Here is an 18,698-nt window from a genome sequence, read left to right on the forward strand (position 1 = left end):
GGTTAGCGCGAAGCTTGAGCTGGGATAGCCGGCGATGGCGGGTCGAGGCAACCGCAGGCTGGGTCAGGCCGGCGCCTCGGCCGGTCCGGCGGGCAGGGTGAAGTGGAAGGTGGTGCCTCTGCCGAGTTCGGATTTGACCCAGATTCGGCCGCCGTGTCGTTCGACGATTTTTTTGCAGATGGCCAGTCCGATTCCGGTGCCCCGGTACTTATCGCGGGCGTGCAGCCGCTGGAAGATGACGAAGATTTTGTCGGCGTATTCCTGTTCGAATCCGATGCCGTTGTCGGCGACGGTGAATCGCCAGAAGGCGTCTTCACGGTCGGCTGAGATGGTGATCTTCGGAGCTTGGTCCTCGCGGCGGAACTTCATGGCGTTGTCGAGGAGGTTCTGGAACAACTGGGTGAGCTGGGTGTCGTCGGCGGTCACGGTGGGCATGTGGCCCCAGGTGATGGCGGCTTCGCTTCGTTCGATGGCCACTTTGAGGTTGGCGACGACCCGGCGGAGGACGTCATCGACGCCGATCGGTTCGGGGGGTTTGGCGCGGCTGTTGACTCGGGAGAACTGGAGGAGGTCGCTGATGAGCCGCTGCATGCGCAAGGCCCCGTCGACGGCGTGTCCGATGAATTCGTCGGCGTCGGCGTCGAGTTTGCCTTCGTATCGGCGTTTGATGAGCTGCATGAAGCTGGCGACCATTCGGAGCGGTTCCTGGAGGTCGTGTGAGGCGACGTAGGCGAATTGTTCGAGTTCGGCGTTTGAGCGGGCGAGTTCCTGGGTTTGGTGCTGGAGGGCCAGTTCGGCTTCGCGGCGTTGGGTGACGTCCTGGCAGATGGCCACTCCGCCGAGGAGGTGGTTTTCGTCGTCAGCGATGGGGGCGAAGTAGATGTTCAGATAGGCGCTGCGACCCTGGCCCAGTGTGGTTCGTCCGTCGTAGTGTGCCCGCTGGCCGGCGAGGCAGCTTTCGAGTGCGGCGAACATTCGGCTGTCCTTGACGGCGCTGAGGAGGTCGAGCCCGACCAGCCGTTCTCTGGGGGTTCCGATGATCTCGGCGAGTCGTTCGTTGCAGGTGGTGAGCGTTGCCTTGTGATCGAAGTGGGCGATTCCCAGGGGGGAGTTTTCGAAGATGGTTCGGTATTTTTCCTCCGATTCGCGCAGGGCCCGTTCGGCGAGTTCCCGCCATTCGAGTTCCTGCTTGAGCTGGTCGTTGATGGTGGCGAGTTCCTCGGTGCGTTCCTCGACGCGTTTTTCGAGGCCGTCGCGGGCCCGCTGGAGTTCCTGCGAGCGGAGCATGAGTTCGCGGGTTCGGCCTTCGAGGCGTTCGTTGACCTGTCGGACCTGGCTCAAGAGGCGGTCGCGTTCGAGTTCCTTTCGGCGGGCCTCGGTGACGTCGATGGCGTAGTGGAGGTAGATGTCGGCGTCGAGCGGGATCCAGTAGGTGTCCCAGATTTTGCCGAGCATTTCGACGTCGGGGCGGTTCTGGGCTGTTCCTTCGTCCAGCGCCTTGTCGCCAAGGCAGAAGGCGCAGTGAAAGGGCGCATCAGCTCCCGCCCCATCCATCGCCTTGGCTGCTTCGCGGCATTCGGGAAGGTGCTCGCTGCGACCGAAGTCGCGCCAACAGAGTCCCCCCGCCACGGCTCCGACCTCACGGGCGATTCGGTTGGCGGCGAGGATGGTCCGGTCGCGGCGGATCAGCATGGCGGGGTGGGGCAGGCTGTCGAGGAGGAGTTCGTTGAGGGCGGCGGTTTCCTGGAGGGACATTTCGGCTTCTTTGCGGGCGGTGATATCGCGGTTGCTGGCGCGGATGCCGAGCGGGCGGCCGTCGTCGGCGGTCACGGACTGGCAGACGTGTCCGATCCACCGCTGTTGGCCGGTGCGGTCGACGATTCGGAAATCGAGGGACCGCAGTTCGCCGGTCGAGGACGGTTCGTGTTGATGGTCGGCGCAGCGGGCGCGGTCGTCGGGATGGATGATCCGTTCGATCAAGGCGGGGTTTTCGAGGAATTCGGCCGGGCTGTAGCCGGTGAGTCGCCGGCACGACGGCGAGACGTAGACCATGCGGCCGTTGGGGTCCAGCCAGTACTCCCAGTCATAGGTGAAATCGGCGACGGTCCGGTAGCGTTCCTCGCTGGCCCGCAGCGACTCTTCGCTGAGCTTGCAATTGCGGAACAGGACAGCGTAAGGCTGGCGCAGGCCGGTTTCGATCAGGGCCTTGTAGAGCAGGTAGAAGGCGGCGATCTTGAAGAAGTGGCCGAGGAGGTTCCTGACCGAGTAGGCATTTGGATATATCGTGAAGAGAAACTCGGAGACGACCGTCAGGGCGATCGAGCCCAACAGGAATTGGAGCACGAGGCGGTCGAATTCGTCGCGGGACCGCCACAGCAACACCATTGCCGTCAGGAGCATGGCAATGATGACGTACTCGCTGACGATCTTGAAGGTGGTGAGTCCCTGTCCGGCGGGCAGGCAGGCTGGGAAGACGTCCCGTGCGAGAATCAGAAAGAGGACCAGCCCCAGGACGGCGAGGTAGCCGGCCGTCACGGCGGCCACCGGCACCTGGCGGCGTAGAAAGACGAAGCCGCCCAACAGCGTCAGGGCCTGGAGGGATCTGGCGGCGATCCACAACTGGGTGGCTGGATCGGTGTCGGCCGGGCTCACGCCGGGGATGACTCCCATTCCCTCGTAGGCCAGCATGTGGACCAGGTCGAGTCCGGCCACGAACAGGTAGCCGATGCCCAGGAACAGCAGATAGCCGTTGTCGAAGTAGCGTCGGGAGTTCCAGGCGATCATGAAGATTCCCGCCGCGACGGCGATGCTGAAGAGTTCGACCAGCGCGTGAAGCAGGAGGAAGTGGCCCATAGCCCGGATCCACAGCAGCAACACGAGCACCGCCACGGCCAGAGCCAGGACGAACCAGGGCGAGAAAGCGCCCCCTTCCATCGGCTGCACACCCGGGGTGGCGGAGACCGGAACTACGTGCCGTCCCTTTGTATTCCCCAACCGTACTGCCGTCTGATTTCCGCCAGATAGCATGCTCAATTCCCGGGGCCCGTTCCACGCCGTCAGGGGCCTGTGGAATTATAGCCCCCTCCTTTCAGGCAGAAGTGTTATTGTAGAGCAGTCCGGCCGTGGGATCAAGGGCCGTGCCGCCACATCCTGCCCAGTTTTCTCACTTTTACATTTTGCCCGTGGCCGGCGTGGGTGGGTGCGTGTAAAATGTCGGAGACTCGAGAGCAAAACGGCTAGGATATGAGAAAACTTCCGACTATCAGTGTTCTTGCGATAACGGCAGCCGGGATGTTCGGCGCCGCGTCTTCTTCGGTGGCGGCGGGGAGCCCGGAGCCGACGGCGGTATGGGTTCAGCCGACTCGGACGGGCCAGTGGCTGGTGGTTCAGCAGAAGGACGGGGATTCCCATTTTCTTCACGCTGGGTATCAGACGGCGCAGGCCCGGTGGCAGTGGTTTCAGGTGAATGGCCAGGCACAGGCGGTGGGCTCGACGCTTGAATACCTGTATCTGGCGTTTCAGGATGGATTTGTGTATCGCTACAGCTCCGAGAAGGGGCGGGTGTCGAAGTATGCTGTGCGGGTGCCGGAGGAGTATCGGCTTCGGGCGCTGACCGGCGGGATCGATCGGAAGCGGCTGTATGCGATCGGTCAGTACAGCCCGAAGCAGCCGGATACGCAGAGCGCTGCGGCGACCTCGCCGGCTGGGCGGCAGGTGATTTTCGAGTACGTTCGCGGCGAGTGGCAGGCGTTGGCCGATCTGCCCGAGATGGTGGAGGAGACGGACGCGGTGTCGTTCGTTCCGGACGTCCGGCAGATCGATTTGCTGATCCAGAAGGGTACGCGGCGGTTTGCCCACTGGGTTTTCCGCAACGGTGCGTGGTCGGGGCCCAACCGTTTTGAGCTTGACGAGGCGGTCGGGCGGCACTGGTTGGGCGTATCGTCGGCTGCGAGTCCGCTGTATTTGGCGGCCTGCCGTCAGACCGATGGTGCGGCGCGGCTTGATTTGTACAGTATCGGCGAACAGGGCGACGTGTCCGATCCGGTCGCCCTTCCCGTTCGCGACGGCGCGGCTGACCATTGCGAACTGCTCGACGTCGCCTTTACCGCGAGTCATCTGGAGTTGGTGCAGCTTTTGGCCGGGGGCGAGGCAAGGCTGGCGCGATACGACTACGCCGGCCAGGCCGTCGGGGAGCCGGAGGAGTTGCCGGCGTCTCTGCGGACGGAGCCGGCCCGGGAGCCGGAGATCACGAACCTGGTGATTCTGGTCCTTTTGGCGTTCCTGTTCTTCCTGGCGCGGGCGTTCCATCCGGCCCGGACGCCGGAGTTGCCGTCCGACGTAGCGTTGGCGGAGTACTGGCGTCGCACACTGGCGGCGGTGATCGATTTTCTGCCGGTGTCGCTGGCGGTCTCGTTGATCTGGTACGATCGGTTCAATGAGCTGTACCTTCAGGCCGGGTCGTTCTCGCAACTGGTCGAGCAGTCGGCCCAGGACAGTCGCCTGGTGTTCGCGTCACTGGCGACGGTGATCGGGTACGGGCTCTACTGCATGATTACGGAACTGATCTGGTCGGCGACGCCGGGCAAGCTGCTTTTCGGTCTGCGGGTGCGTTCGGCCCGCGATCCGGCCTCGCCGGCGTCGGTGTTGCAGATCGTGGTTCGGAACGTTGCCAAGGCGTTGGAGCTGTATTCGCCGCCGCTGTTCGTGGTGATGTTGATGACGCTGTTTTTGACGAGCCTGCGTCAGCGGACGGGCGATCTGCTGGCTGGGACCATCGTGGTGCAACCGGCCCCTACCGGGGAGGCGCCGCCCCATGAGTGACCTGGTGCGTCAGGTGTTCGATCTGATACTGCCGGCGGTGGAACGGGCGCGGCGGCTTGGGGCGGCGTTCGCGGACGTGCGGGCGGTTTCGTCGACGGGGAGTTCGCTGCTGGTCCAGGACGAACGTGCGGAGAAGATGTTCCACTCGCACAGCGCGGGGATCGGGGTGCGGGTGCTGGTGGATGGGAGTTGGGGATTTGCCAGTTGCGACGGTTTCGACCGGCGTCAGCTCGAAGACGGTTTGGAGCAGGCGATGGCGCTGGCCCGATTGGCGGCGCCGGTGGTGGCGGACCGGGGCATGGTCGCATCGGTTGAGCCGGTTCGCGACGAGGTTCGGCGACTTGGGCGGCTCGAGGTGGACCAGATCAGCCTTGAGGAGAAGCGCCGGCGCTGCCTGGAGCACGAGCGGCTGGCGTTGGCGGCGGGCGAAGGGAAGATCGTCAATTCGATGGTGGGCTACGGCGACGCGGTGCGGCGGCAGTGGGTGGTCAATACGGCCGGCACGCAGGTGTATACGGAGCTTGGCCGTGCGCGGCTGAGTTGCCAGGTCACGGCGATCGAGGGCAAGGTTCGTCAGCGGAATTTCCAGGTGCTCGGGCATCAGGGCGGACCGGAGCTTCTGCTGGACGTGGCGCCGGAACAGATTTCGGTGAAGGCGGGCCGGAAGGTGCTTGAGCAGTTGCGGGCGAAGAAGGCTCCGGCGGGCGAGTTTCCGGTGGTTTTTCATCCGACGATCAGCGGGCTGCTGGCGCACGAGGCGCTCGGGCACAACGCGGAGGGCGACAGCGTGTGGACCGGCCAGTCGATCCTGGCGGGCAAGTTCGGCGAGCCGATCGCCAGCCCGCTGGTGACGATCGTGGACGATTCGACTCTGGCGGGCAAGTACGGTTCGGAGCCGTACGACAGCGAGGGCGTGGCGGCGCGGACGCGGACGATCGTCAAGGACGGCGTGTTGACGGAGTTGCTTCACAGCCTGGAGACGGCGGGGCAGTTTCAGACCCAGCCGAACGGCTGCGGACGCGCGCAAGACCACACGTCGCCGCCGATCTGCCGGATGAGCAACACGTTCTTTCAGCCGGGCGAGTCGACGTTCGAGGAGATGCTGGCGGGGATTGAGCGCGGCATCTATCTGCGGGAGGGGCACGAAGGGTACGTGTATCCGGAGCGCGGGCAGTTTTTGTGCCGGGCCCATGAGGCGCAGATGATCGAGCACGGTCGGCTGGGCGAGCCGCTTCGCGACGTGAGCGTCAGCGGGCTGCTGGTAGAGACGCTGATGAATATCGACAAGGTCGGCGGCGATTTCGAGATGATTTTTCCAGGCACGTGCGGCAAGTCGGGCCAGGGCGTGCCGACGGATTGCGGCGGGCCGCATCTGCGGGTATCGAAAATGGTGGTCGGAGGCGAGAGCGCATGAGCCGCGAGGGGCACAACAGCACCGCCGAGATCGAGCGTCCGGAGGCCCTGCTGCCTGGCGCGGCGCGGGCGGTGGAGCTGGCCCGGAAGGCGGGGGCCGAGTGGGCGGACGCGTCGGTTTCGCTGTCGCGCGGGTTGAACGTGGTGGTCGAGAAGAGTTCGATCAAGAGCGCCGAGGCGGACTGGAGCCGGCACCTGTCGATTCGGGCGTACGTTGGCGGCGGGATGGGTTACGTGTCGAGCAGCGGCGCGGCGGCGAGCGACCTGGCGGAGTTGGCGGAGAAGGCGGTCGCGCTGGCCAGGTCGGCGAGTCCCGATCCGGATTTCGCGGCGTTGCCCGATCCGCAGAGTCCGTCGCGGATTCCGGTGACGTTCGATCCGAAGATTCTCTCGCTGACCGCTGACGATATCATCGGCTGGACGTGCGGCAACCTGGAGGCGGCTCGCGGGGTTCGGTCGGACGCGATCATCAGCGGGGACGCGGCGTTTTCGGCTGGGGCTGGGGCGTTTGCGAGCAGTTCGGGCATTCGGATCGCCCGGAACAGCACGAGCGTGTATTTGAGTTTTTTCGCGGTGGTCAAGGACGGCTCGGACGTCGGCAGTTTCGCCGATCACACGAGCGCCCGTTTCCTGGATGACTTCGATCCATCGCCGGAGCTGGCGGCGCGGATCACCCGGAGGGCGTTGGAGTACCGCAAGGCCCGCCGGGTTCCCACCGGACGGACGACGCTGGTGCTTGGGCCGCGGGCGGCGTTTGACCTGGTGGCGGATCTGGTTTCGGCGGCGAGCGCCGAGTCGATTCAGCGGCGTCGCAGTTTGCTGGTCGATCGGCTGGACGGGACGATCGGGTCGGAGTTGCTGACGGTGACGGATGATGGGCTGATCGATCGCGGCTTGTACTCCGGGCCTTACGACGCGGAGGGGGCGGCGCGGCGGGTGGTCACCGTTTTCGACCGCGGCCGGTTCAATGCGGCCCTTCACAACAGCTACACCGCCCACAAGGCCAAGACGCAGAACACCGGTCACGGTCAGCGGACGGGCGGGATTTCATCGACGAATTTGCAGATCGCCCGCGGCGAGCATTCGGCGGCTGAGCTGATCGGCGAGGTGGAGGACGGAGTTTACCTGGAGATCGGGTCTCTGGATCCCGATCTGACCAGCGGCGACGTTTCGACGAGCCTGGATTTCGCGTTCAAGATTGAGAAGGGCGAACTGGCCTACCCGGTGGCCAACGCGATGGTCGGCGGTTCGCTGCTGGAGCTGCTGGGCGATCTGGACGCGGTCAGCGCCGATTACCGCGACGATCCGGGCAACCCGAAGCCCACCATCCGCATTCGCGACGTTCAGATTTCCTCCGAAGGAGATTAGGCTGTGAAGGAGGGCAAGGGCGCGTTGAGCGGGCTTGACGAGCTGGTCGGGCAGGTGGTGGTGATCGACTTTGCCGGTCCGACGATGATCATCGGGCGGCTGGTCCGGATCGCCGATGACGCGTTCGTTCTCGACGACGCCGATCTGTACGACCGCGAGGAGAGCCACAGCGGGAAGGAACTGTACCTGATCAACACGCGGAAGTTCGGGGTGAAAGTCAGCCGACGTCGGACGTACGTGCCGCGTCAGAATGCCATCGCGGTTTCCGCCCTCGACGACGTGATTGCCGATTAACCACTGCGATAGAAGGAGCCACAGGCATGCGGATATTCATCACCGGCGGCGCGGGGTACGTGGGCAGCCATTGCTCGCGGCAGCTTCGCCAGTCGGGCCATACGCTGCGGATTTACGACAACCTAGGGGCTGGACATCGTGCGGCGGTGGCGGAGGGCGAGTTGGTGGTGGGCGATCTGGCCGACCTGGCGGCATTGCGGGCGGCAATGGCGGCGTTTGCGCCGGACGCGGTGATGCACTTTGCCGCGTCGATCGCGGTGGGCGAGTCGGTGGAGAAGCCGCTGCTATACTACCGCAACAACGTGGCCAATACGATCGGGCTGCTGGACGTGATGGCTGAGTTGGACGTTCGCCGGCTGGTGTTCAGTTCGACGTGCGCGATTTACGGCGAGCCGGAGACGACGCCGATGACCGAGGATCTGCCGGCCGATCCGAAGAGCCCGTATGCCCGCACGAAGTACATGATGGAGCAGGTGTTCGCGGATTGCTCAGCGGCGTGGGGATTAGGGTTTGCGGCGCTGCGGTATTTCAACGCGTCCGGTGCGGCGTCGGACGGTTCGATCGGCGAGGATCACGATCCGGAGACGCATTTGATTCCGATCGTGCTGCAGGTGGCGCTTGGCCGGCGCAAGCAGGTTCAGATCTATGGGACCGACTACCCGACGCCGGACGGCACGTGCATCCGCGACTATATTCACGTCGAGGATCTGGGTCGGGCTCATGAGAAGGCGCTTCTGGCCCTGGCGCCGGGCCGGTCGATCATTGCGAATCTCGGCACCGGCTGCGGGCATAGCGTTCGCGAGGTGATTGAGACGGCGAAGAAGGTGACCGGGTGCGATATTCCGATGGTCGAGACCGGCCGGCGAGCGGGCGATTGTCCCGTGCTCTATGCCGATCCGTCGCATGTCCGGAAGGTTCTCGGATGGCAGGCGCAGATCACGGAGTTGGAGGCGATCGTCGGGTCGGCTTGGCGGTGGCATCAGGCCCATCCCGACGGTTATTCCGTCTGAGCGGTTCAGGCGTTTTGCCAGGTTTGGGACTCGGCTGAGCGATAGGCCAGGTCGAGGTAGCGTTGGATTTCGATGCCGCGCAGGAGGGACGGCTCGGCTTGACGATCGTCGGCGACCGCGGCCAGAAAGTTGTGCAGGCTCTGGACGTGAGGCCGCAGCCATCCTCCGGCGACTTTGGCGGGCGGGAACTTGCCGCCGGGCGAGGGGTAGTGCTGGACGCAGTCGATGTCCTTGAAGCCCCGCGTGCCGCCTTGCGGCGTTTCGGGATCGGTGTTGTCGTAGAAGCCGAGCCAGTTGGGCCGCATCATGTCGAAGCGCATGGCGCCGCGGCGACCGTGGATTTCGAACTGCAGCTCGGAGTTCGTGCCGGTGGCGACCTTGGAAACTTCGAGCGTGCCGACGGCTCCGTTTTCGAGTTCGACGATCATGATCGCGAGTTCCTCAGCCTCCACTTTTCTTAGCCCCCCCCTGCCGTCGGGACGGACGGGCGTGAAGTTGTCGGTGCGGCAGAGGATTCGCCGGATCGGGCCGAGCAGGTGCGTGGCGAGGTCGATCACGTGCGAGCCGAGGTCGAGGATGACGCCGCCTCCGCCGATCGTCTTGTCGGATTTCCAGTTGACCGGTTTTTGGGGATCGACGTTGGTGGCGTGAAGCTGGCGGAAGCGGAACGAGAGGACGTCGCCGAGGCGGCCTTCGTCGGCGAGCTGCTTGGCCCGCATGGTGGCGGGGAAGAATCGGGCGTTCATGTGCATCTGGTTGGTGCGGACGTAGTTGGTCTGCTCGATGAGTTCGCGGAGGCGGCGGGCCTGGTCCCAGGTCGCGGTGACCGGCTTGTCGCAGAAGATGCACTTGCCGGCGCAGATGGCGGCGGCGAGCATGTCGTGGTGCAGGCTGTTGGGCGTGCAGATGTGGACGACGTCGATCGAGGGGTCGGCGATGAGCTGTTGCCAGTCGCGGATGACGGCGTGGTAGTAGCCGGTGGCCTCGGCGGCGGCGGCGTTGCGGTCGGATGTGGTGCACATCACGAGTTTGCGGACCTTGACCGGGGCGGGTTCGTAGTAGAGGGGCAACGTCACGTAGCCGAAGGTGTGGGCCCGGCCCATGAAGCCGTATCCGATGATGCCGACGGAGATTTCACGCATGTTCGATTCCTTGACTTCGTCTTAAGAGCGGCACGGAGCACGCGGAAGAGAGAAGAAGCCAGAAGTCAGAAGCCTGTAGTCAGAGTGAAGAGGGAAGACTCCGCCGAGGGCGGCGGAGCCACATTTTGCATTCCAGTATCTGGTATTTCCGTTTTCATCTCCTTTGGTCCGCGTGATCCGTGCCGGTCTTTTTCAGACGGGTTCGACGGAGGCGTTGCGTTGGGATTTGAGGGCTGCGGTGAAGAGGCGGTGGGCAAGGGCCTCCTCTTCGGGCGTCACGCAGCGGGCGAACTTTTTGGGGTGCGGGCCGTGTTCGAGTTCGTAGAGGAAGGCCGCCCACATCTGCATGATGCAGTCGATGAAGCCGGCTTCGAAGATGGGCCCGGTGATGGTCTTGAAGGTGAACTCGGAACCCATGTCGATCCGCTGCCACGCCTGTTCGCCGCCGGTGTAGTGCATGGTCTGGAGGAGTCGCGGGCTCTTGCTGCTGAAGCGGGCGGAGGCCTTGTCGCCCCAGACGTGGATGTACCAGGTGTTCTTCTGGCCGGGCGCGATGCGATGGGTCTTGATGGTCATCGGGAAGGGGTCGCCGCCGGCGGGGTCGAGGGCTTCGCAGGCGAGGGTGGCGTTGTCCCAGGTTTCGCAGGGGACCATGTTGCCTTTGCCGTCGGGCCGCTGCTTCATGAGGTTGCGGAGCAGGGCGCGGACGTTGAGCGGGGTCCAGCCGGCGCGGAACGGCATGTGGCAGGCGTGCATGCCGAGATCGCCCATGCAGCCGTACTCGCCGTTGACCTCGATGAGCCGCTTCCAGTTGATGGTCTTGGTTGGATCGAGGTCGGAGGAGTGGAGGAATCCGCTTTCGACCTCGATGATGCGGCCGAAGGCGCCGGATTCGATCATGTCGCCGATCCGCTGGGCGGCGGGGTAGAACGGGAAGTGCGAAGTGCTGCGGACGAAGACATTCGGATGCGCCTTGATGCATTCAAGGATGGCGTCGTTGGCGGGTTTGTCGATGCCGAAGGGTTTTTCGCCCATCAGGTGCTTGCCGGCTTGGATAATATCGCAGTAGAAGCGTTGGTGGAGGTTGTGCGGCACGGCGCAGTAGACGGCCTCCACCTGGTCGTTGGCCAGCAGTTCGGTGTAGTCTTTGGTCGCCTGGCGGATCGAGGGGAAGTGGGTCTGGTACCATTTCCAGAGGGCCTCGTTGGGGTCGCAGACGGCGACCAGTTCGGGCCGGACGTCCATATCGAGCAGGTGGCACCAGCGGGCGGTGATGCTGGCGAATTCGCGGCCCATCAGGCCGCAGCCGATGATTCCGAAGCGTACGGTGCGCATGGGTTTTACTCCTGATTCGTTACCGTGGCATGTGAGTTTGTCGTTGTCGATCGTCGATCATCTGTTTTTTAGGCGAACGTCTGTGAGAATTGGCGGGCGGCTTGCTCGGCCCGCTGGTCGACGGACATGGGGACGTTGTCGTAAATAGCCAGGGCCCGCCGCCAGTACTCATTGCGGATGGACTCGCGGTCCGGCTCGCTCTGCGAGAGCTTGGCGAACATTTCGGCAAACCAGAGCAGATCGTCGCGGTATTCCCGCGGCGAGGGGAACAGCGGCAGGTCGCAGTTGTCCATATCGGCGGAGCGGAGGTGTTCGATGATCTGAAGATACGCGCGGTGGGCCTCCTGTCGCGACCATTGACGGCGGGGATACCGGCCCCAGCCGCCGACGACCTCGAACGCCTCGAACAGCTCGCCCAGGGCTTCGTGCTGCGGGCCGAAGACGCGGCGGGCAAACTCGCGTGAGACGGGGTCCGGATCGCGGTCCGGATCGATCGCGGCCTGACCGGCGGCATAGAGGCACATATGGCTGAGCTTGGGCGACATGGTGTAGCTCATCGCACCGTGGAACGGGGCGGCGGACCGTTCCTCGCGGCGGCGTGAGAAGATTCGCGGCAGGCGCCAGTGCGGGTGGACCACCAGTTCGCCCTCGGTGACCGAATAGTCCCAACTGCTGATTCGCCGGAGGCGGGCGATTTCGCGGCAGTACGGGCGGGCGTCGCCGCCGCAGGTGCAGTCGGCGTCGGGGCTGAAGCCAAGGTTGACGCCGACCATTGCGTTGTCGGGGAATTCGGGCAGGCGTTTGAGGAAATCGGCCATCGCGACCTCGGCCCGCTGCGGTGAGCCGTTCCAGATGTGGGCTCCGATGCCGGTCTTGGGGTCGCAGCGACCTTCCAGCAGCTTGGTCCACGACCCGTCCCAGCCGGGCACGTGGATCAGGTCGTCGCCCCAGCCGGAGAACGGCGTGCCCCACGTGCCGATCTCGACCACCGACGAAGGACTTTCCTGAAGGGTGATCTCGCTGAGGCGCAGGGCCAGGTCGATGAACGTGTTATGGTCGCAGCCGTTGCGGTTGCAGCCGCCCGGATCGCCGGGAAAGATCCCGATGATGTCCGTACCTTTGAGCACGCCGGCCCAGTGTCGCCAGAGTTTTTCGATCAGGGCTTTGTCGTCGGGGTTGTTGGGGCAGGCGAAGTACCATTCGTGGCCGATCGTGTTGGGTGCGCTGATGTACTTGACCTGAAGGCCGCGCTGGTGGGCCAGGTCGATCACGGCGGTCATCGTTTCGACGAACTCGGCGTAGGTGCCGCTGCGGTCGAGGGCGGATTTGTAGACGGTCGGTTCGAGCCAGTATTCGAAGCAGGTGAAGCCGAAGGCCTTGATCATGTCGAGCAGGCCGGCGAACTCCCTGACGCCCCAGCGGCCGCCCGCGCCCGGATGCATCATGTTGGCGTTCCAGGCGTTCAGGAGGTGCGAGGCGAAGTTGACGTAGTAGGAACGATGCGCGAATGCCGCCATGATCATGCCACCATTACGTTAGTGTTTTGAGTAACTCGGATATTCTCTTCACAAATTCGATATCGCCGTCGGGCGGGACCTGATCGGCCACACCGATCACGAAGGGCGTACCTCGCCAACAGGCGAGCAGTTTGTCCAGATGGGCGCGCAGGTCGGACCAGGCGAACGGCGGTGCGAACATGGCGCCGGGCAATCCGCCCCAGAGGACGACCCGGTCACTGCCGGCCAGCGGCCGGAGATCCTCAAGCGTCACATCGCCGACCGGAGCGGGCGTGAGGGCCTCGACGGCGTCGAAGCCCAGCGCGGCCAGCTTCGGCAGCAGCGGCCGCACGACGCCGTCGAGATGGACGGCGACGCGGATGCCCGCTTCGTGCAGCCGGTCCAGGCGGCGGCGGTAGCGGTCGGCCATGTGCAGGTCGAAGAGGCCGGCGAGGTTGTCGCCGGAGAGGTTGTCGGGAAAGTGGACCAGCGGCGGCTTGGCTTGGCAGACCGCGTCGAGGATGGGTTGTTCCTGAGCGTCGAGCAGGTCGAAGATGCGGCCCACGAGTTCCTCGTGGTCCATCAGCAGGTAGATGCCGTGTTCGAGGCCGGCCCATTCGTAGAGGAAGGCCGGCAGCGGGCTTCGCGGCAGGCCGACCGAGGGCAGGCCGTCGCATTGCGACCAGAGTTGACGGCGCTGGTGGTAGTCGTCGAGGTTGGCCGGTTCCAGATGTCGATGCTGGAGCACGTAGAGCAGGGTCTCCAGGTCGCGCTGGTCTTGAACGGGATGCCGCGTGATCGCCTCGGAGCAGCTCTCGGCCATGAACTGGCGGTGTTCGCGAAGCTCTCCGGCGGGAGTCTTCCAGAGTCGGACCGTTCGCTCGCCGTCGCGGATTTGCGAGAATTCGACGCCGTCGTAGCGCGGCTCGCCGAGCCAGAACCGTTCGTACCAGTAGTACGGCATGACGCCCAGTTCGCGGCAGAACGCCAGATGCGCCCGCTCGTCGCGGGCCAGGTCCGGCCGATGGGCGGCGAACCAGTAGTGCAGGTCGGCCGTCCAGACGACCCGGCGGGCGGGCTTGCCGTCGAGCATGTTCAGCAGCGATTCGAGCATCGCGTGGGCCTCGATAGAACCGCGATCAAGGGGACGGAAGGGACGGGCGGCGGCTGGTCCGCCCGTCCCGGTCCGCGTTGTTGTCGCTAGCAGCCCAGTTCCTTTGCCGTTTCGCCGATGGCTTCGTCGATGATGTCCATCGCCTTTTCGGCCACGTCGTTGGGCATGACGATGGGCGGGCTCATCCGCAGGATGTGGCCGGCGGGAATCCACGCGAGGCCCTTGGCGAAGGCCTTCTGGTAGACCATCTTGCCCGCCTGGTCGAACGGCTCCTTGGTCGCGCGGTCCTTGACCAGTTCGACGCCCATGAGGCAGCCCATGCAGCGGACGTCGCCGACGATCTTGTGATCCTGCTTCATCTTGGCGAGGCGTTTGTTGAAGAGGGCTTCGAGTTCCTTGGCGTGGGCGAGCAGGCCCTCCTCCTCGATGACCTCGATGGAGGCCAGGGCGGCGGCGCAGGCCATGGGGTTGCCGCCGTAGCTGGTGGAGGCGGAGATCTTGTCGACCGCTTCGGCGTAGTCCTTGCGGACGACCATGGCGGTGACGGGGAATCCGTTGCCGAAGCCCTTGCCGAGGGTCAGGACGTCCGGGACGACGTCCCAGTGCTCCAGGGCGTACCAGTAGCCGCAGCGGCCGATGCTGCAGAGGACCTCGTCGTCGACCAGGAGGATGCCCCGCTGATTGCACCACTTGCGGAGTTTGGGGAAGAAGTCATCGGGCGGGAAGACGCTGCCGGCCCAGCCCTGGATGGGTTCGAGGACGATTCCGGCGACCTGGCCGGTGGTGCCTTCGGTGATGTACTTGTCGTAGAACTCGAGGTACTTTTCAGTGTCGAGCGATCCGTCGGCGCGGGTCCACCACGGCCGGTAGGTGTCCGGGCGCGGGAGCATGTAGAAGCCGGGCATGCGGGTCGGGCCGTAGACGTTGTTCATCCGCGCCAGTGAGACGGCGCAGCCGCTCTTGCCGTGGAAATCGGCGAAGCAGGAGAGGAACTCGTGCTTGCCGGTGGCGGCGCGAGTGGTTCGGATGGCGGCTTCGACGGCGGTGGTGCCGGAGTCGTAGAGCTGGACGCCGCCGAAATCGCCGGGCAGGACCTCCATCATCTTTTCGAGCAGCTTGTGCTTGACCGGCGTGGTGAAGTCGTGTGCATTCATGAGGCGTTTGGCCCAGTGGGCGACGGCTTCGGAGACCTTGGGGTGGCAGTGGCCCAGCGTGGTCACGTAGATGCCGCTGGAGAAGTCGATGTACTTATTGCCGTCGAGGTCGGTCAGGGTGCAGCCCTGGCCTTCGTCGAAGACGACCGGGAAGAGTCGGACCTGGCCGGAGAGGCCCTTCATGATTTTGGCGGTGGCATCGTGCATCGCGTTGCTTTTGGGCCCGGGCGGCGGAACGGTGATCTTGGGCCACTCGTTCAGGTCGAGCTGATACGGGGTTGGATCGTACTTGCCGGTGCGTTTGGCGGTCGTTTTGCCGGCGGCGACGGTTTGCGTACCCATGAACGTATTCCTCCAGAAACTAGACCAGTTCTATTTCGATGCCTTTGTCACGGACCGCGGCCACCAGGTCGGCTGGGGCCTGGCGGTCGGTAATCCACAGGTCAATGAGGTCCCAGTTGGCCGCGGCGAAGGCGGCCCGCCGGGTGAGCTTACTGCTGTCGGCCAGCAGGATCCGCTTGGCGGCGGCATTGCACATCCGCTGGGTCAGGCGGGCGGACTCGGGATCGACGGTCCAGACTCCCGTCTCGACGTCGAGCCCGTCGGCTCCGAAGAAGGCCACGTCGGCGTAGACCTTGGCGAAGAACTCCTCGGTCAGCGGGCCGACCAGGTCGCCGCGGCCGTTTCGGATCTGTCCGCCAGTGAGAATGATTTTCCAGTTATTGTTCTGAGAGAGTTTGTTCACCAGGGGCAGGAAGAAGGTCAGGATGGTCAGATCCTGCTTGCCGGCCAGGTACTCAGCGAGCAGGTAGACGCTCGAACCGTTGTCCAGCAGGAGCACCTGGCCGTCCTTGACATGTTCGGCGGCGGCTGAGGCGATGCGCTCTTTGCGGTCGGCGTTGATTGTAAGTCGTTCTGGGAAGGCCACTTCGATAGCGACCTGGTCGACCGGCATGGCCCCGCCAGGCGTTCGGACGACGAGATTTCGGGCCTCGAGGGCGGTCAGGCCCCGGCGGACGGTGACGGCTGAGCAGTCGCACAGCTCAGCCAGCCGACCGACGGCCAAGCGTCCGGAGGAGCGGAGGTGCTTGAGGATTTCTTCTTCTCGATCAGTCATGGGCCGACCTGACGATCATTTCGATCATAATACCGATCATAATAATCATCCAGTCCGCAAGAATCAACTCGATTTCACCTTTAAGAGCGAGGACGACGCCGACTGCCTGACCTTTGAGGCGAAGTGAGCACGCGAAAGAACGCGGCTCAGGTCAGCGGTCGCTGAAGGCGCGGTAGAAGTAGTGCAGGAAGTAGGTGCCGAGGTCCCAGTAGCCGGGCCAGACGTTGGGGTCGTCGGCCAGGTAGGAGGGGAGCGTCCTGAATGCGACGTGGCCGTCGCCGTAGAGGGCGTTCATCCCGCCGGAGCGTTGGTGGATCCAGGTTGAGCGGTTCAGGATCAGGTCCGACCCGATGGCGTACGGCCCGGCATTGTCGGCGGCGGCGGTGACGAAGCGCGGCCAGCCGTTGTCGGCGGTCGCGGCGTCCGGCAGCGGCTGGTAGTTGGGAACCGCGACCAGGGCCTCGATGTGAGGGATCAGGTAGTTGTACGGGATGTGAAGCTGCTGGTCCTGCATTTGCGCGGAATCCGGGTTGTGCCAGAGCGGCAGGGCCTTTTCGATCGGGAGGACCTGCGGATCGGCGGCGCCCGTGTAGGCTGGGCAGTAGAACGCGGCGGGCTCGGCGACGAACCGGTCGGCGAAAAGGCGGCCGAAGTTCGCCCAACGGCCGGGCACGTACAGGTGCCAGACGGCGTGGTTGCCGTAGCCGTAGTGGTTGTAGTTGACCGGCAGGCGGTCGTCGTTGCCTTGGGCGAAGAGATGGCCGCCAAGGCCTATTTGTCGGAGATTGCTTCCACAGCCGGCGATCTGGGCCTGGCTGCGAGCGTGGCCAAGCGCCGGCAGGAGCATGGCCACGAGCACGGCGATGATCGCCACCACCACGAGCAGTTCAATCAGGGTAAACGACTTCATTGGTCGATCTCCCGATGCGTGGAAGCCCGGGGGATCAGTTCGACCGGGAGCGTTTGTGTTTGGGCGTGATCCGCGGGCGTCTTGCCGGCCAGGCGTTCCAGCAGGAGTGCGGCGGCGGCGGCTCCGATCTCTTCGGCCGGTTGGCGTATCGTCGAGAGTTCCGGGGTCATCGCCTGGGCGATCGGATCATCATCGAAGCCGAGGATGAATATGTCGCGGCCGATCCGCCAGCCGAGGTCGAAGGCGGCCTGGTAGACGCCGACGGCGGCGTAGTCGTTGTGGCAGAACACGCCGATCGGAGTGGGCAGCGTCTTGAACGCCGGCAGGCAGGCGTCGCGGATGTTCCGGCGCGGCGACCACCCGTCGCCGCCGGGATAGGTGATCAGCAGCGGATCGTGTTGACCGGCGGCTTTGAGGCCGGAGGTGAAGCCTTCGAGTCGGTCGCGATTGCTGGACGTGGTGGTATCGATGGTCACAAAGACGTGGTGTTTGAGTTTCAGGGCGGCCAGATGTTCAGCCGCCCGTTGACCGCCCTGGCGGTTGTCGGCGGATACGAAGTCGGCTTGGACGCCGGGAATCCGATGATCGACCACGACCAGCGGAAGGCCGGCGACTTTCAGCCTCAGGACGCGTTCGGCCACGTCTGAGCTGTACGCGAAGATGATTGCCCCGTCGACTTCGGCGGTGATGAGCCGTTCGAGTTGGCGGGCCTCGGTGTGCGGATCGTTGTTGGCGTGGTAGACCTCGAGGTGGATGCCGTGTTCGAGGCACGCGTCCTCGGCGCCGGCGAGGATCAGCGGCCCGACGCCGGTGCGGAGCATGGGCACCAACAGGGCAAGGCAGGTCTTGCCGTGGCGTCGCAGCGGGCCGCCCGACGGGCGCGGACCGGCGAAGGTGCCCAGACGCGGCACGCGGTAGATCAGGCCTTGGCGCTGGAGGTCGGCGAGGGCGAGCCGAACCGTGATGATGCTGACGCCGAATCGGGAGGCGATGTCGCGTTCTGAGGGAATGGTCCGTCCGGCTTTGAACCGCCCTTCGTGAAGTTCGGCGGCAAGGACGTCGCGGATCTGAGCGTATCGAGGCGTGGCGGCCTCGGAGTTGGGTTTGGGGTCGGGCCGCCCTTGTTTGGAGCGACCCGTTGGCCGCCGACGGGCCTTTGCGGTCTTCGCGGCCATTTCGGCCTTTTCGGTCATTTCGGCGTTATCGTCGATATGCGTCACCATCGACCTGGTCCGGGTTTGGCCGTGAGTACGAGTCCATGGCATGCAAGCTATATAGCTTGCTATGCTTTAGGATAGCGGGAGTTGCTCTGGGTGTCAATGGGCTCCACAACGGCGAAATGGCGAGACGGCTCCGTTGAGAACGGCTTGCTTGCTTCCACCCGCTCCGCGGTGGCGGTCGGGGAGCAGCCTCGCGGGGTTGATCGGTTGGCCTGTTGATCTGTGTGAAGCGGCATGTTTCGTGTTCTGGGCTCTGGAGTTGGTGGGCTGGTCGGGGGTGACAGCATTGGATGACGCTGGGATA

Annotated in this window: 14 protein-coding genes; 5 read left to right on the forward strand and 9 right to left on the reverse strand. The window is 64.6% G+C overall.

Going from position 1 to position 18,698, the window contains the following annotated elements; all coding sequences use genetic code 11:
* Positions 1 to 63: 63 nt before the first annotated feature.
* Positions 64 to 2,934, reverse strand: a complete 2,871-nt coding sequence (locus GXY33_02305; protein NLX03956.1) for a PAS domain S-box protein — start codon at positions 2,932 to 2,934, stop codon at positions 64 to 66.
* 357 nt (positions 2,935 to 3,291) lie between these two features.
* Between GXY33_02305 and GXY33_02310 the strand changes: the two genes are divergently transcribed.
* The 5 genes from GXY33_02310 to galE are packed head-to-tail and all read left to right on the forward strand — an operon-like array spanning position 3,292 to position 8,906.
* Positions 3,292 to 4,821: an RDD family protein gene (locus GXY33_02310; GenBank protein NLX03957.1), complete on the forward strand. Its 1,530-nt coding sequence runs from the start codon at positions 3,292 to 3,294 to the stop codon at positions 4,819 to 4,821.
* Positions 4,814 to 6,235 (forward strand): TldD/PmbA family protein, encoded by a 1,422-nt coding sequence (locus GXY33_02315; protein ID NLX03958.1) that lies wholly within the window; start codon positions 4,814 to 4,816, stop codon positions 6,233 to 6,235. The genes GXY33_02310 and GXY33_02315 overlap by 8 nt, the downstream gene beginning before the upstream one ends.
* Positions 6,232 to 7,602: a TldD/PmbA family protein gene (locus GXY33_02320; protein NLX03959.1), complete on the forward strand. Its 1,371-nt coding sequence runs from the start codon at positions 6,232 to 6,234 to the stop codon at positions 7,600 to 7,602. Before GXY33_02315 ends, GXY33_02320 begins: the two co-directional genes overlap by 4 nt.
* Before the next feature lie 3 nt (positions 7,603 to 7,605).
* Positions 7,606 to 7,896, forward strand: coding sequence for a hypothetical protein (locus GXY33_02325; protein ID NLX03960.1), 291 nt, complete (start codon positions 7,606 to 7,608; stop codon positions 7,894 to 7,896).
* A gap of 26 nt (positions 7,897 to 7,922) precedes the next feature.
* A complete protein-coding gene (gene galE, locus GXY33_02330; GenBank protein ID NLX03961.1) occupies positions 7,923 to 8,906 on the forward strand; it encodes a UDP-glucose 4-epimerase GalE in 984 nt (327 codons plus the stop codon).
* Positions 8,907 to 8,911: 5 nt separating this feature from the next.
* On the opposite strand, the gene GXY33_02335 is transcribed toward galE, so the two are convergent.
* The 8 genes from GXY33_02335 to GXY33_02370 all read right to left on the reverse strand — a co-directional run bounded on the left by GXY33_02335 (position 8,912) and on the right by GXY33_02370 (position 18,397).
* On the reverse strand, positions 8,912 to 10,048 hold the full coding sequence (locus GXY33_02335; GenBank protein ID NLX03962.1) for a Gfo/Idh/MocA family oxidoreductase: 1,137 nt from the start codon (positions 10,046 to 10,048) through the stop codon (positions 8,912 to 8,914).
* A gap of 192 nt (positions 10,049 to 10,240) precedes the next feature.
* A complete protein-coding gene (locus tag GXY33_02340; GenBank protein ID NLX03963.1) occupies positions 10,241 to 11,383 on the reverse strand; it encodes a Gfo/Idh/MocA family oxidoreductase in 1,143 nt (380 codons plus the stop codon).
* A gap of 68 nt (positions 11,384 to 11,451) precedes the next feature.
* Complete coding sequence (locus GXY33_02345; protein NLX03964.1) at positions 11,452 to 12,900, reverse strand: hypothetical protein; 1,449 nt, start codon at positions 12,898 to 12,900, stop codon at positions 11,452 to 11,454.
* A gap of 13 nt (positions 12,901 to 12,913) precedes the next feature.
* Entirely contained in the window at positions 12,914 to 13,993 is a 1,080-nt protein-coding gene (locus GXY33_02350) for a hypothetical protein (GenBank protein NLX03965.1), read from the reverse strand.
* Positions 13,994 to 14,079: 86 nt separating this feature from the next.
* Positions 14,080 to 15,489: an aspartate aminotransferase family protein gene (locus GXY33_02355; protein NLX03966.1), complete on the reverse strand. Its 1,410-nt coding sequence runs from the start codon at positions 15,487 to 15,489 to the stop codon at positions 14,080 to 14,082.
* 19 nt (positions 15,490 to 15,508) lie between these two features.
* Positions 15,509 to 16,264: a DeoR/GlpR transcriptional regulator gene (locus GXY33_02360; GenBank protein ID NLX03967.1), complete on the reverse strand. Its 756-nt coding sequence runs from the start codon at positions 16,262 to 16,264 to the stop codon at positions 15,509 to 15,511.
* 151 nt (positions 16,265 to 16,415) lie between these two features.
* A complete protein-coding gene (locus tag GXY33_02365) occupies positions 16,416 to 17,174 on the reverse strand; it encodes a prepilin-type N-terminal cleavage/methylation domain-containing protein (protein NLX03968.1) in 759 nt (252 codons plus the stop codon).
* A complete protein-coding gene (locus tag GXY33_02370; GenBank protein NLX03969.1) occupies positions 17,171 to 18,397 on the reverse strand; it encodes a GntR family transcriptional regulator in 1,227 nt (408 codons plus the stop codon). Before GXY33_02370 ends, GXY33_02365 begins: the two co-directional genes overlap by 4 nt.
* Between the last annotated feature and the right edge of the window lie 301 nt (positions 18,398 to 18,698).

This window comes from Phycisphaerae bacterium, assembly GCA_012729815.1.
Classification (GTDB): Bacteria; Planctomycetota; Phycisphaerae; order JAAYCJ01; family JAAYCJ01; genus JAAYCJ01.

What these genes read in the sequence shown, in the direction of transcription:
- GXY33_02305 (NLX03956.1), bottom strand. Translation starts at nt 2,934, where the DNA reads ATGGAAGGGGGCGCTTTCTCGCCCTGGTTCGTCCTGGCTCTGGCCGTG.
- GXY33_02310 (NLX03957.1), top strand. Translation starts at nt 3,292, where the DNA reads ATGTTCGGCGCCGCGTCTTCTTCGGTGGCGGCGGGGAGCCCGGAGCCG.
- GXY33_02315 (NLX03958.1), top strand. Translation starts at nt 4,814, where the DNA reads ATGAGTGACCTGGTGCGTCAGGTGTTCGATCTGATACTGCCGGCGGTG.
- GXY33_02320 (NLX03959.1), top strand. Translation starts at nt 6,232, where the DNA reads ATGAGCCGCGAGGGGCACAACAGCACCGCCGAGATCGAGCGTCCGGAG.
- galE (NLX03961.1), top strand. Translation starts at nt 7,923, where the DNA reads ATGCGGATATTCATCACCGGCGGCGCGGGGTACGTGGGCAGCCATTGC.
- GXY33_02335 (NLX03962.1), bottom strand. Translation starts at nt 10,048, where the DNA reads ATGCGTGAAATCTCCGTCGGCATCATCGGATACGGCTTCATGGGCCGG.
- GXY33_02340 (NLX03963.1), bottom strand. Translation starts at nt 11,383, where the DNA reads ATGCGCACCGTACGCTTCGGAATCATCGGCTGCGGCCTGATGGGCCGC.
- GXY33_02345 (NLX03964.1), bottom strand. Translation starts at nt 12,900, where the DNA reads ATGGCGGCATTCGCGCATCGTTCCTACTACGTCAACTTCGCCTCGCAC.
- GXY33_02350 (NLX03965.1), bottom strand. Translation starts at nt 13,993, where the DNA reads ATGCTCGAATCGCTGCTGAACATGCTCGACGGCAAGCCCGCCCGCCGG.
- GXY33_02355 (NLX03966.1), bottom strand. Translation starts at nt 15,489, where the DNA reads ATGGGTACGCAAACCGTCGCCGCCGGCAAAACGACCGCCAAACGCACC.
- GXY33_02360 (NLX03967.1), bottom strand. Translation starts at nt 16,264, where the DNA reads ATGACTGATCGAGAAGAAGAAATCCTCAAGCACCTCCGCTCCTCCGGA.
- GXY33_02365 (NLX03968.1), bottom strand. Translation starts at nt 17,174, where the DNA reads ATGAAGTCGTTTACCCTGATTGAACTGCTCGTGGTGGTGGCGATCATC.
- GXY33_02370 (NLX03969.1), bottom strand. Translation starts at nt 18,397, where the DNA reads ATGGTGACGCATATCGACGATAACGCCGAAATGACCGAAAAGGCCGAA.